This is a genomic window from Salibacterium qingdaonense (genome assembly GCF_900114715.1).
Taxonomy (GTDB): domain Bacteria; phylum Bacillota; class Bacilli; order Bacillales; family Marinococcaceae; genus Salibacterium; species Salibacterium qingdaonense.
The window spans coordinates 165,213-178,876 of sequence record NZ_FOTY01000002.1; the positions used below are offsets into that span (position 1 = coordinate 165,213).

Genomic DNA, 13,664 nt, shown 5'->3' on the forward strand with positions numbered 1-13,664 from the left:
GATAATACCTTTTGTGCAGCACTTAAGGTAAAGGAGATAAACGATGAAAAACTTAACAGAACATACAACCGTTCAACCATTATTTCAGCCATTTCAACTAGGGGCACTTGCGCTTTCCAACCGGATTGTAATGGCACCGATGACACGCGGGTTTTCACCTGGAGGAATTCCAACAGAAGATGTTGCCTCCTACTACCGCAGACGTGCTGAGCATGATGTCGGACTGATTGTGACAGAAGGAACCGGCATTAATCATCCAGCATCGGTATCCGGGTCATCCATCCCGCTTTTTTACGGAGAAAAAGCACTGCAGGGCTGGGAGCAGGTAGTAAAAGAAGTACATACAGCCGGAGGGAAGATTGCACCGCAGCTCTGGCACGTCGGCATGACCCGCAGTCCGGGAGATGAGCCGAATACCGAGGCCATGCCTGTTGGTCCATCCGGACTGGCCCTGACAGGTGAAAAAGTATCGGAACCCTTAACAACAAAAGAAATTCATGATTTGGTGTCCGCTTATGCTCAGGGCGCTGCCGATGCAAAACGGCTTGGTTTTGATGCGGTTGAAATCCACGGTGCCCATGGTTATCTAATCGATCAGTTTATCTGGAGCCATACGAATCATCGTACCGATGAGTACGGGGGAGACCTAAAGGGCAGAACACGGTTTGCTGTGGAAATCGTGGAAGCCTGCCGGGAAGCGGTTGGTCCGGACTTTCCGATCATCTTCCGTTTTTCCCAGTGGAAGATGTCTGATTATAAGGCAAAAATCGCGGAAACGCCGGAAGAACTGGAAGAATTTCTGACTCCACTGGTTGAGGCCGGAGTAGATATCTTCCATACTTCCACGCGTCGGTTCTGGGAACCTGAATTTGAAGGATCCGATCTTAATCTGGCCGGCTGGACGAAGAAAATCTCCGGCAAACCGACGATCATCGTTGGATCTATCGGCTTGAACGGAGAGTTCACAAGCGGTGCCGGAGCAGAAACCACGAGCCTGGACGGTCTTATGGAAAGATTTCAACATGATGAATTCGACATGGCTGCTGTCGGACGTTCTCTCTTAATGGACCCCGCCTGGGCTGAAAAAGTCCGGGACGGTCGTGCTGATGAGCTGCAGGCCTACAGCCGTGAGTCGTTAAATAACCTATATTAAACACTACCTGAGCCGTTCCTTTCATGGGAGCGGCTTTTTTTCGGTGGATTGCTGCAGAAAGCCGGTCTGATAAAAAATCCATGTGTTCATTAAGCTTCCTGTCCATCCATTTTGTTCGATGCGGCATATTTTAGTAGTGAGGTTCTAAAGCGAAAGGAGGCAGAGTGATGCCGCAGGTTGAAGATCTTCGGAGCCATGTACCAAAGCGTGATGAAACGAGAAAGGAAAGCAGCATTCGCAAGATCATCCGCCATCATTCCGCGACAACAAGCGGAGATTTCTGGTCGTTTTGGCATCAGACGTGGAGTCAGTTCACCCCGGCATGGCAGACAGGTGGATATCACGAAATTATTCTCCGCGATGGCACGGTGCAGGTCTGCTACGCACCTTCCATGGTCACAAACGGAGTATCCGGCCACAATTCCTATACGTACCATATCTGCCTTGTCGGGGATGGTTCGTTTACCGATGTCCAGGAAAAGTCATGGCATGAAAGGGTAGAGCGAGCGATGAAGAACCTTCAGTTAAGTGTCTCGGATGTTCTCGGACACAGAGAACTTCCGGGGACATCTACACTATGTCCCGGTATCGAGATGAACGAGGTAAGGGCAGCATTATGGTCCGGAGAACCTCTAACAGGTAGTGAGTCCATTATCCTTAATATGGGAGACGCCGGGCAGCAGGTACAGCAGCTTCAGGCTGATCTGATGCAGGCCGGAGAAAATCTGTCGATATACGGTGCAGACGGACAGTTCGGTACAGAAACACAGGCTGCGGTGGAAGCATTTCAGAGAAAACATGGATTGAAAGAAGACGGAATCGCAGGTCCCCGCACGATGGAAAAACTGGAGGAAGTTCTGTCCGAAGGGGGTGATACAGTGGACGATCATACGCCGAATCCTTCCCACCAGAGCGCGTGGAAATGGGCGGAAGAGCAGGGTCTGTTGAATGGAAAATACCCAAGAGAACCTGTCTCAAGAGAGCAGCTGGCAACCGTGCTTCATCGTTATCATCAAATGATAAAAGGAGAATCATAGGATGTGGAAAAAACTAAAACAGATGTGGAAGTCTTTGTTTACCAAGGACAAGCGTCCACAGAAGCCGGAAGAGGGCGAAGGCGACACCGAGACCGAAAAGAACGAAATTTAATGGATTTCAGGTTCCTGAGGGAACCTGAAAAAATAATGAATATCCCTTGCGTCTTTGCTCTTTCCGTCTTATAATAAAGAATGTCGTTGATTTGAAGATAACATGAGCCGTTAGTTCAGTGGGAGAACGCCTGCTTGACAGGCAGGAGGTCACTGGTTCGAATCCAGTACGGCTCACCATACATAATACGCAGGTGGCGCCGGTTCGAGGATACCCTCGGCCCGGCGTCATTTTTTAACTGAACGCGATTTTCAAACAAATTGCAAACCTTTACCCGAATAAAGTGTTATTGATTTTATCAGCTATAACAGAGTGTATTGAGGTGGAAGACGGGGTGAGGTAATAGGCGGGCGGCCCGGACTTGCGATGAAAAATTCAGAGGAGGCTGAACCGGGGGAGGAAGAAATAGCTGCGCATGTGGACAGGTTACACTTAGCTGGACAGATTCGTTAAGGTTATATAGACTTAAATCAAATAAACGCTGGGGAGAATCAATAGGGTCGGACGAACAAGAAGAAGCTTTACGAAAGAATGTAAAGAACAAAAGGAAGGAGGAGTTTACGTGACATTGCAGCAATTGAGATATGTGATTGAAGTGGCGAAGCAGCGATCAATTAGTAAAGCTGCCCATCAATTGTTTATCAGCCAGCCAAGTCTGTCGAATGCGATTAAAGAATTGGAGAGTGAACTGGGGATTTCGATTTTTTCCCGTACGAACAAGGGAATTGTTATTACGTCAGAGGGTTCGGAGTTTTTAGGTTACGCCAGGCAGGTAATGGAACAGACAGAATTGCTTGAAAACCGCTATGCCAATACGGCTCAACCCCCGCAGCAGCACTTCTCTGTATCGGCCCAGCATTATGCCTTTGCGGTCAGTGCGTTTGTGAAACTGTTGAAAAATTACGATCGCGACGAATATGAGTTTACGTTACGAGAAACGAGGACCTATGAAATCATTGAGGATGTAAAGAACCTTCGTAGTGAAATTGGGATTTTGTATCTAAATGATTTTAACCAACAGGTCATTCGAAAGTTTCTGAGAGAGGGAAATTTAACGTTTCATGAGCTGTTTCAGGCCAGACCGCATGTGTTCATCAGTTCAACGAATCCACTCGCAGCTGAGAAATATGTTACCTTAGCTGATTTGGATCCTTACCCATATTTGTCTTTTGAACAAGGGGACTATAATTCGTTTCATTTCTCCGAGGAGATATTAAGCACCATCTCAAGGCGCAAAAATATTCGTGTCAGTGACCGGGCCACGTTGTTTAACCTGCTGATAGGATTGAATGGATACACGATTTCCACAGGTATAATCAGTTATGACATCAACGACGATGATATTGTGGCGGTGCCGCTTAACGTGGATGAGAGCATTACAGTCGGGTATATTCAACATAAGAATGCAGCAAACAGCCCGCTGGCAGCGATTTATATCAATTTCTTAAAGGAAACGATTACCGAAGAATTAACTTTGCTATAGGTTGAAACTATGACAAAGCATAGGCTTTACGTGTTATGCTATACCATTATTCAATGCTACACTGACCCTACATTACTAAAGGAGAGGGTTAGCAGTGGGGAAAAGAAGTTTAGAACAAAGATTAAATGAAGGCACAGTCGTTGCAGCCGAAGGATATTTATTTGAAATGGAGCGCAGAGGTTACTTACAGGCTGGATCGTTTGTACCAGAAGTAGCGCTGGAGCACCCGGAGGTGTTAAAGCAGGTATATCGAGATTACATGAATGCCGGTTCAGATGTGGTTTTAGCTTTCACCTATAATGCCCACCGTGAAAAAATGAGAATTATAGGGAAAGAACATTTACATGAGCCGTTAAACCGAAATGCAATTCGTTTGGCGAAAGAAGTGGCAAAAGAACATCCTGTAGAAGAAGCGTTAGTTGCAGGCAACATTTCGAATACGAATATTTTTGATCCGGAAGATGCTGATTCTGCGGAAGAAGTGAGAAGTATATTTGCAGAAATGGCCGCGTGGTGCAAAGAAGAAGGCGTCGATTTTATAAACGGAGAAACGTTTTACTACCATGAAGAGGCTGTTATTGCGCTGGAGGAAATTCAAAAGCAGGGTCTGCCGGCAGTCGTTACATTGGGGCTGATGGGCGAAAATATAATGCGGGATGGTTATACCGTTGAACAATCCTGTAACATTCTTTCTGAAAAAGGCGCGTTAGTGGTTGGGATGAACTGTTTCCGCGGACCAGATACGATGCAGCCATACCTGAAGGGAATTAGAAATGAGGTAGAAGGGCATGTCGGTGGATTGCCCATTCCATATCGCACGACAGAAGAACACCCGACGTTCTTCAACCTGCCTGATGGAGGATGCAGCTGTTCCCTGCCGACCGAAACCACGTTCCCGACATCCTTGGACCCGCTTTATCACAATCGGTACGAATTAGCAGAATGGGCGAAAGAAGCAAAAGATATAGGCATTCATTATATTGGTCTTTGCTGCGGGGCCTCCCCTGCGATGATCAGAGCAATAGCAGAAGCAATAGGATACGAAACCATTAATTCCAAATATTCACCGGATATGGAGAAACACTTCTTATTCGGCAAAGATGAAACACTGAAGGATCATAATCTAAACTACAGTAAAAAAGCATAAGTCATATGGGGAGAGGGGAAGCAGGAAAGCGATAATAAATATAGCTTTAATCGGGCGCTTATGAACAAGATGGATGCATTCTTCATGAACGGAAGCTGCATCCATTTTTAATACTGGTGTAACTGCTGGATTAGAGTTAACACTTTTGCTTGATAAGATTGATCACTTTGTGTATTACGAATTCCTCTCTGCCCCTTTTCTTGAAGAGAAACAGCAACTTTCTGTCTTTTTATGAACATGTGTGGAATTTTTTATGGATTATGCAATTTCAGAGTAATTACTTGTAAACGTTAAATTTTGAGTATATGAATTCAAAATAAAGAATGGTGATGCTTTGGATCGTTAAAAAAACGGCAAATGAAAACAACGGTTGATATCCATTTTTAAAGTTTATAATTTCAAGCCAAGTGAATGCGGTCTGCACCCCAACACCAACTAAAGAAAAGATTGCAATATACCATAAAAAAACATTCTTATAAGATCTAAACACTTCATAAAAGTATATAAAGATGTAACTCGAAGGAGCAAATAACAGATAATACAAAATATCAAATAATTCATAATCAGGTGAATCATTAATTATATAGAAATTAATGATTCCGCCGCCGATCGTAAAATCAAATAAAAATCCAAAGGAGACTCCCCATACTGAAAACAATAGAGTTATGTCTCTTGTGAATTTTTTGGGAAGCAGGAATAAAGCACCGTAAGCCAGTAAAAGCATTATCAATAGACATATTTCGTTTGTATCAAAGCCTGCCCATAACGTCACGTGTATGTCACCTCTCTATCTGCAATCTTTCGTATCAACAGAAGCGAGTAATAGGCAATGACATGTAGCAGCAAATAGTAAATGGCATCAAATCCCAAGTTCCATTTTACATAATCCGCTATGTTTAAAATGGCGGACAAACTTGATAAAAACAGCAGTATGATTAAAGATACCAAAACAACGAATATCATGTTTGATTTATGAACCAGATTTAATTGAGTGATTAGGATTACTGGAATGATTACACTTCTAAGTAATAAAAAAGCTGTATAAATCATACCTTCTTCTGTTAATTCAATCCGTTCCATGCTCTCATATACAATCCAACCCCAGTTAATATTGATAATAAGAATAACCATAAATACAAATGTATTTTCTATAATCGATAATTTCTTTGGCATCATCAAAAATGCTGTTGTTATAAACCATGCAGCAAAGAAAAATGAGGCAAAAGCCATATAGATCACACTCCTTATCCATATTGATATTATGTGTGTTTCAGGTAACAGGTATTCAAAAAAGAGGATGCTCTATATGTCATTTGCAGATACATTGTAAACTTTGACAAAAATAAGTTTGCCGGTCGATTAATATATAATGTATTTTTTCGATACCGACGGAGACAGCCTGCTTTTAGTTGGAATACGTGGAGAAAATATGTGATATGCAAACGGGCCGGATGACGTTGTTGACTGCAAAAGATGCTGGCGGAGAAGCTATTCCTTCAAGAGTATCGGATTGTACTTTCCTTTATATAGAGAAAAAACCCAATTTTTGTGCAGCCTTCATTTTTGAATTATGACCGTCTCCTGCCATTTTTGAAAACTGTAAATTAACAGTGCGATCACAGTGGTTAATGCATAAACGCCGAAAGAATTAATGTTTATTAATTCATAAATACCTAAGTGTTCGTACCATGTACTTACCATAAAAGAAAGAAAGGCATCGATGATCAGGTTCGTGGTCATATACAGCCAAAAATGGTGATGCGTGAAATATAGAATGATGATGGTCCCGGCAAAAAACAAGCCGTAAACAAAAGACGTGATATTTGTCAGTAAAAAAATATTTTCTTCTATCTGCCACCATTCAAACCGGTCCGCCACCTGAAAGACAAACGTAAGAATGAGCGTGCCGAACAAAGCCGACGGGAACACTTTTTTTATACGGGTATTGTTCAGGGGGATTAGTGCGAACCAGGGGAGGATAAAGGTCGCCCATAACAGCAGTTGATTAAACAAAAGATTACCGTCCTTTTAACCATTTTTCTTTACTCATTTCTTCTATCATGCCCAATTCATAAATATACAAACAGGAGAGGGAATGGCAGTAAGAAAATAACAAGATGATGGAAGAACGAGGAGACCGTGATGGAAGAACGGGCAGGATTCGGGCTCAGATTGGGTGCATCTATTTTAGATTTCTTCATTACAGGGGCTGTGTTCAGTATGATGACATGGCTGATATACGGGGAGATTTACCGGGAGGAATGGAATATCACCGATTTTATCAGCTTGTCCTATCTTATTTTACTGCCGGTGTTCTGGCACGGCTATGTGATCGGCAAACGGATTGTCGGGATCCGGATCGTGAAGGATTCCGGGAAGGATGTCACGCTTGGTACGATGCTGATGCGGGTGCTCGTGGCAGGCCTTGTTTACGTAGGGACGCTTGGGATCGGAGTGATCGTGAGCGCGTTTATGGTCGGGCTCCGCGAAGACCGCAAAGCGATTCATGACTTCATCGCCGGAACGTACGTAGTGAAGACATCGGCAAGAATCCGCAAAGAAGCCGAACAATCCCAGCCGCCGGCCGATACGATCCGGTAGAATCCATAGGCAGAAAAGTTTCTACCCGGCACAATGGCCGGCCAGAAGGTGAAAAGTGTATTTAAGCGCGACTCTAAGATGTACTTTAAGCATTCCGGCACTGGATTGTGTCCCTTAGACGCCGGCTAACGGTCACAATCTCATCCGCCGAGAGGAATTGTGACCCGCAGGCTGCCGATCTGCTTGATGCTGCGGTGAAACACGGCTGCTTTCTATGCAGCCTCCAGCGGTTACGGACACTTTGGATGCCAAAATGGCTCTAACCGGAGTTTTACAGACATTTTCATACCTGATATGTCCAGTAAATCATTTTACTGGACACCTTCGATAGAAAAAACGATGAAAGAGTCCGTAACCCCCCTTTTAGAGACATTCCGCCGCGCAAAATGTCTCTAACCGACACACTTCCAGCCCGGACAGCACATTGTGCCCTTCAGCTTCCCTATAAAATGCCCTTCAGCCATTCCGGAACTGAATTGTGTCTTTTAGACGCCGGCTAACGGTCACAATCTCAGCCGTCGGGAGGAATTGTGACCCGCAGGCTGCCAATCTGCTACATTACTAATAATCGAATCACACAATCTGGCATCCTGCATCATACAAAAAACAAAATAGCAAAAATAAACATAATGACAACAGACATGACCGAATCAATACCGTTCTGAAAATATGTGGTGAACTCTTCAAACCCGCTGCCGCAGGAATTAGTGTCATCCCGATAATGGGAGATAACTTTTTTGTGATCAACAGTGTTACAATAGCAATGATTGTAAAAAAACTTATAAAGCGCACCATCGGAATCTTGGTTATTCAGTTTTTGAACGCTTTCATTACATGTACCACAGCTGTTATTTCTTTTGATGTTTTGTATGTATTGATCATCTTTTCAATATATATTGGTTGTTCTATTCATAAAGTTTATGGAAGAAAATCTGTGCTTTCCGATTCAGCGCAGAGGTGGTAAGCGGAAGGACGGATATACACAGCGGCGGCCCTTTTAGTAAAATAAGAGAGGCATCTAAGGATATGAAAAAGAGGGATGTTGTCAATTGTCATCCGGTCCGGAATAACACAGAATATGGGCAGCAGCGATCCGGAACCAGTGCGCATGGAGGGAAAACAATGGATATCGTAATAAATATCATAAAAGAGTGGTGGGAGGCCTTTCTAGGCCTGCCATGGCTGAAAATAGGGATTGCATGTCTTATCTTCCTCGTGATTTTCACTTTCCGCAAAGTGTTCACGCGTTACATTTTTAAGATTGTGATGAGGTTTGCGCAAAAGTCGCCTGCCTCCTTTTTTACTAATATGCTGACTGCATTTGAGAAGCCGGTCCGTTTCTTTATCGGAGTACTTGGTGTGTACCTTGCCCTTCTCTATCTTCCTATACCTGCAGAGTCGATGAGTGTAATCAATACAGTGTACCGATCTATAGTCATTGTGGTGATCGGCTGGGGGCTGTTCAATTTCTCTTCATCGAGCTCCAATTTGTTTCACCGCTTCTCTCACAAAATGGAAGACGGAGCCGACAGTATGGTGATTCCATTTCTGTCGAAACTCACCCGATTTGCCATTGTACTGCTGACTATCACCCTGGTTGCCTACGAGTGGGGATATAATATTAATGGGCTGGTGGCCGGGCTCGGGCTCGGAGGTCTTGCTGTTGCACTTGCCGCCCAGGAAACGCTTAGTAACTTTCTCGGCGGTGTCATTATTGTGACGGAACGCCCTTTTAAAAGCGGTGACTGGATTGAGACACCGACTGTTGAAGGCATGGTGGAGGATATCAGCTTTCGAAGTACGGAAGTCCGGACGTTTGCAGATTCGCTTGTCACGGTCCCGAATAAAGTTCTTGCCAATGAGGCAATAACCAACTGGTCGGAAATGAGTGTCCGCCGTATTATGTTTACAGTGGGAGTGGAATACGGCACAGCACCGGAAAAAATCGAAACCGTCGTACAGCGGGTGGATCAGCTGCTGCGTGATCATGAAGAGGTGGATAACGAATTGATTCTCGTTCGATTCAGCGAAATGAGTGAATCGTCTTACGATATTTTCGTCTATTTCTTCACAAAATCCACGGATTGGCTGAAATGGTATAAAGTAAAAGAAGAAATCAATCTGACCATTATCCGGATTCTCGAAGAAGAAGGGGTGAATGCGGCCTTTCCTTCCCGTTCGCTGTATGTGGAGAAGGTACCAAAAGACTGGCAGAATATCGCTGGGGATACATCCGGTCCGCAGGAAGAATAGATATTGTGCGACATTTCTGTGACACCTTACCGCCAAGCGGTGGAAAATGCGCTCTGCTCCCTTTATAATAGCCAAGGATTCCATTGGAAAAGGGGGAGGCATTTTGGAACAGACGGCTGTGTTTTCTTTGTTTAAAGGACTGTCTGTACAGAAAGTGATGGAGCTTGTTCATCATTTGGAACGATATGACAGCGACGTGTTTTTTGAAAAAAAACAGACATCCGCAAACGGTAAAAGCATGCTTGGGATGATGTCGGTCTTTACAACCATACGTATCGGTGACAAGGTTCATGTCCGCGCCAGAGGGACGGATGCATCAACACTGATATCAAGTGTCCACTCCTTTCTTGAAGACGCTGAAGCAGCAGAGGAAACGTTTGGGTACTGGGAAGAAGAAGGCATGGAAACCGTTGAAAAAGCAATGACGGCATCTCTTCACAACTGGACTCCTGAAGTACGAAACGTAGCCAAATCTTATTTAAAAACGACCAGGCATTAATATAAAAGTGGAACTGTTTTTCTCTGAAACCATGCAGGAAAAGCAGTTCTTTTTTTGTCAAAAACGTTCCGGTATTAAGACAAAAGTTTGATTTTTCGGTTTGGAGGAAATCGTAGTGTAAATTCGCGGAGAAGGGGAAATACAAGTAGTAAAGAAACGAAAGGAGGGGGCCGAATTGATAAAGGCAGGCACCGCTTTTTTGTTCATGAGCGCAGCATTGCTGGCATCGTGCGGACAATCAGATAGTGAAGAAACTGATACAACACAGGGGGCTGCGTCATCTGCTGCTGTTCAATTGGAAGAAAAACAGCCTCTCTCCGACGTGAAGAGTGTCACTGATCAAAAAGGAGAAGGGGAAACGCAGTTTAACCGCCTGCTTCAGGAGCAGAAGGCTGTTTCCTTGTTTTCCTTTCTGCATCGTGACAGAGAACAGATAAAACAGAAAGCCGGTATGCCGCAGGAGAAAGGTTCTTTTGAAGGAGCACCGTTTATGCGTTACGACAGCGGAACGTTCTTCTTTCCCGGCGGATCGGAACAGGCGGAAGTATTTGCTGTACAGAATCCTGAAATAACGGCCGGACGAGTGACAAAACAGGCAGGTTCTCCGGATGAGGCATACGAGAATAAAATGGAAGGGCTCTGGACGGAAGAATATAAGTATAAAGACGGCACGATTCTTATAGAAAAACAAGCCGAAAACGCAGAGGAAATCAGCACGCTATGGTTTGAATCATCATAAATACAGAACAAGACGGAGTGGGGAAAAGATCCTTACTCCGTCTTTTTTATCAGCGGCTGGAAGATTCAGCTCCCTGCTGCATCCAACGTTTGGCAGCGGATGATTTCTTCTTTTCGAGCATGAAATGAAAGAGACCGCAGAGCAATATGACAAACACCGCACTTCCTGCAAAGAGCATAGAAAATCCGGTATAGGTGACGACAATACCGAGAAGAAAGGAACCGGCTGCAATGCCCAAATCGAACATCATAAAAAACGTAGCGGTCGCATAACTGTTCCGCTCAGGTGAGGCGGCCTGCACAGAAAGCGACAGCAGCGAGGGAAGCAGCGTTCCATATCCGATACCGATTAAACCGGCGGATATAAGAAAGGAAACCGTGCTTTCGGAAAAGCTGAGAAGCCCAAGCCCGGCCGCAAAGATAAACAGACACGGAATAATGACAATTCTCGGACCGCGTGCGTCAAACAAGCGGCCGAGATATGGACGGCTGAGAAGCATGGTCACTGCAAAAACAAGGAAAAAATAACTGGATACAGACGCCAGCCCAAGTTCCTCCGCATAAACAGAAATAAACGAAATGACGCCGGAGTAGGAAAAAGCGACAAGACTGCTGACTGCAGCAATCGGCAGTGCTCTTTTCTCGATGAGATCCTGCACTTTCATTTTACTACGCTCACCGGCGGAAGCTTTTGGTACTTCTTTTGGACGCACGAGGAGCGCGGACAGTGTGCCGGCGGCCATAATACAACTTAACAGAACGAATAAGAACTGGTAGGACACGAATTGGGTCAGGGTGAGGCCGAGAAAAGGACCGGCCACAACGGCCAGATTCATCGACATGGTGAAATAGCCCAGTCCTTCTCCGCGTCTTGCATCAGGGACAACATCTGCTGCAATTGCTGACGTAGCGGTTGTTAATATACCAAACGACAGGCCGTGAAAAATGCGGAGCAGAATGAGTGGCACGAAAGCATCAACCCATATATACCCGAAGGTCGAAATAGTAAAGACAACCACGGTAACAAGCAGTATGTTTTTCTTCCCGCCCTGTTCCAGTATCTTTCCGGAAAACGGCCGGATAATAATGGCGGTGATAAACATCGCAGTAACAACCAGGCCTCCTTTGGATTCGGAGCCGCCCAGTTCGTTAATAACATAAAGCGGGAGGGTGGTAAGCAGTGTGTAAAATATAACAAAGACGATGAAATGAACGAGAGAAATACTGAGAAAGTCTTTCGTCCAGATCGGCTGTTTCGGTTGATTCAAGTTAATCCCTTCTTTCTTCTGTTCCGAGTTTCTGCAGCAGCATGTAAAGTTGATCTGCTTCTTCCCGGGTTAACGAGCCGGTAAAGTGGTGTTCCATCTGTTCGACACTTTCTTTCACCTTTGGCAGCTGCTTCTTTGCTTGATCCGTTATGACCGCGATACGTTCCCGGCGGTCCCGCCCGTACTGCCTGATGACCCAGCCGTTTTCTTCCATTTTGGCAAGGGTGCGGGTAACCGTCGGTGCTTCCACCTGAAGGTATTTCCAGATCGCAGTCTGGGTCATCGGACCATTTTTCATCAGAATATATAAAATCGTCCACTGGGAGGCATACAGGCCGTGCGGCTGTACCTGGTCATTCAGCTCTTTTGAGAAATTCCGGGCTTTCTGATTCAGTAAATGGATGAGTCCGCTTGTATCCATGACAAACTCCTTATTATTTACTTAAGTAATTAATAACAGACCTGCTAAGTATAACGACCATACACACCCCTGTAAACCGGGGTTTTTCATGTAAGGGGATACAAAAGAGACAGAATGGTTTCTTTCGCCTGTGACGTATGATAATCTATGAAGGAGAATACTTGAGGAGGCACGTGTTATGAATCAAATGGATGCCAATGAAATTATTTCGTTTATTTCGGAAAGTGAAAAAACGACACCGGTGAAAGTACATATCAAAGGAGACGGTTTGGAACTGATTGGTTTCGGTAATGATACGAAGCGTTTTATTACTGGAAATACAGGCGTTCTTTTCGGAGAATGGAAAGATATTCAAAAAGGGATCGAAGAAAACCCGGACAAAATTGAAGACTATGTTATCGAGAATGACCGCCGCAACAGTGCCATTCCGCTGCTTGACCTGAAGGACGTACAGGCCCGTATCGAACCGGGTGCTGTCATCCGCGACCAGGTGGATATCGGCAAAAACGCGGTTATCATGATGGGTGCGACCATCAACATCGGCGCTGTTGTCGGGGAGAATACGATGATAGATATGAACGTTGCCCTTGGCGGACGAGCCACCGTTGGAAGCAACTGTCATATCGGTGCCGGTTCGATTCTTGCAGGCGTCATAGAGCCGCCTTCCGCGCAGCCGGTCGTTATCGAAGACGGTGTTGTCGTCGGTGCGAACTGCGTCATCCTCGAAGGTGTCACCGTCGGCGAAGGTGCTGTTGTTGCCGCAGGAGCTGTCGTCACCGAAGATGTACCGGCCAATACCGTTGCTGCCGGCACCCCGGCCCGGATTATTAAAGAAATTGACGATCAGACAAAAGGCAAAACAGAAATGAAGCAGGAACTGCGCCGCTTAAACGAAGACGAATAATACGTCATATTCTGCCCGGTCTGAAACACTGTTTTCAGCCGGGTATTT

General features: G+C 45.0%; 14 protein-coding genes and 1 tRNA gene. 10 read left to right on the top strand and 5 right to left on the bottom strand.

Annotated features, from left to right (window positions below):
- Positions 1-43: 43 nt before the first annotated feature.
- The 5 genes from BM058_RS02435 (at position 44) to BM058_RS02455 (ending at position 4,932) form a co-directional block, all read left to right on the top strand.
- Entirely contained in the window at positions 44-1,153 is a 1,110-nt protein-coding gene (locus tag BM058_RS02435) for an NADH:flavin oxidoreductase (RefSeq protein ID WP_090925444.1), read from the top strand.
- A 167-nt stretch (positions 1,154-1,320) separates the two neighbouring features.
- Positions 1,321-2,190: a peptidoglycan recognition protein family protein gene (locus BM058_RS18500; protein ID WP_090925445.1), complete on the top strand. Its 870-nt coding sequence runs from the start codon at positions 1,321-1,323 to the stop codon at positions 2,188-2,190.
- A gap of 216 nt (positions 2,191-2,406) precedes the next feature.
- Positions 2,407-2,481: transfer RNA gene (locus BM058_RS02445), tRNA-Val, on the top strand.
- 383 nt (positions 2,482-2,864) lie between these two features.
- Complete coding sequence (locus BM058_RS02450; protein ID WP_090925446.1) at positions 2,865-3,785, top strand: LysR family transcriptional regulator; 921 nt, start codon at positions 2,865-2,867, stop codon at positions 3,783-3,785.
- 94 nt (positions 3,786-3,879) lie between these two features.
- Positions 3,880-4,932, top strand: coding sequence for a homocysteine S-methyltransferase family protein (locus BM058_RS02455; RefSeq protein ID WP_090925447.1), 1,053 nt, complete (start codon positions 3,880-3,882; stop codon positions 4,930-4,932).
- 277 nt (positions 4,933-5,209) lie between these two features.
- Here BM058_RS02455 and BM058_RS02460 read toward each other — a convergent pair whose 3' ends face one another.
- The 3 genes from BM058_RS02460 to BM058_RS02470 all read right to left on the bottom strand — a co-directional run bounded on the left by BM058_RS02460 (position 5,210) and on the right by BM058_RS02470 (position 6,945).
- Complete coding sequence (locus BM058_RS02460) at positions 5,210-5,704, bottom strand: hypothetical protein (RefSeq protein ID WP_090925448.1); 495 nt, start codon at positions 5,702-5,704, stop codon at positions 5,210-5,212.
- Positions 5,701-6,162 (bottom strand): hypothetical protein, encoded by a 462-nt coding sequence (locus BM058_RS02465; RefSeq protein ID WP_090925449.1) that lies wholly within the window; start codon positions 6,160-6,162, stop codon positions 5,701-5,703. The genes BM058_RS02460 and BM058_RS02465 overlap by 4 nt, the downstream gene beginning before the upstream one ends.
- Before the next feature lie 327 nt (positions 6,163-6,489).
- Complete coding sequence (locus tag BM058_RS02470; RefSeq protein ID WP_090925450.1) at positions 6,490-6,945, bottom strand: hypothetical protein; 456 nt, start codon at positions 6,943-6,945, stop codon at positions 6,490-6,492.
- Between the two features lie 129 nt (positions 6,946-7,074).
- On the opposite strand from BM058_RS02470, the gene BM058_RS02475 reads away from it, so the two are divergent.
- The 4 genes from BM058_RS02475 (at position 7,075) to BM058_RS02495 (ending at position 11,024) form a co-directional block, all read left to right on the top strand.
- Complete coding sequence (locus BM058_RS02475) at positions 7,075-7,533, top strand: RDD family protein (RefSeq protein WP_090925451.1); 459 nt, start codon at positions 7,075-7,077, stop codon at positions 7,531-7,533.
- A gap of 1,122 nt (positions 7,534-8,655) precedes the next feature.
- Complete coding sequence (locus BM058_RS02485) at positions 8,656-9,786, top strand: mechanosensitive ion channel family protein (protein WP_090925586.1); 1,131 nt, start codon at positions 8,656-8,658, stop codon at positions 9,784-9,786.
- Positions 9,787-9,889: 103 nt separating this feature from the next.
- Positions 9,890-10,285: an HPr family phosphocarrier protein gene (locus BM058_RS02490; protein WP_177195395.1), complete on the top strand. Its 396-nt coding sequence runs from the start codon at positions 9,890-9,892 to the stop codon at positions 10,283-10,285.
- A 175-nt stretch (positions 10,286-10,460) separates the two neighbouring features.
- Positions 10,461-11,024 carry a hypothetical protein gene (locus tag BM058_RS02495; RefSeq protein WP_090925454.1) on the top strand — a complete coding sequence of 188 codons (564 nt, stop codon included), beginning with the start codon at positions 10,461-10,463 and terminating at the stop codon, positions 11,022-11,024.
- Between the two features lie 49 nt (positions 11,025-11,073).
- On the opposite strand, the gene BM058_RS02500 is transcribed toward BM058_RS02495, so the two are convergent.
- Complete coding sequence (locus BM058_RS02500; RefSeq protein WP_245736793.1) at positions 11,074-12,291, bottom strand: MFS transporter; 1,218 nt, start codon at positions 12,289-12,291, stop codon at positions 11,074-11,076.
- A 1-nt stretch (position 12,292) separates the two neighbouring features.
- On the bottom strand, positions 12,293-12,712 hold the full coding sequence (locus BM058_RS02505; RefSeq protein WP_090925456.1) for a MarR family winged helix-turn-helix transcriptional regulator: 420 nt from the start codon (positions 12,710-12,712) through the stop codon (positions 12,293-12,295).
- Between the two features lie 178 nt (positions 12,713-12,890).
- On the opposite strand from BM058_RS02505, the gene dapD reads away from it, so the two are divergent.
- Positions 12,891-13,616, top strand: coding sequence for a 2,3,4,5-tetrahydropyridine-2,6-dicarboxylate N-acetyltransferase (gene dapD, locus BM058_RS02510; RefSeq protein WP_090925457.1), 726 nt, complete (start codon positions 12,891-12,893; stop codon positions 13,614-13,616).
- Positions 13,617-13,664: the final 48 nt, after the last annotated feature.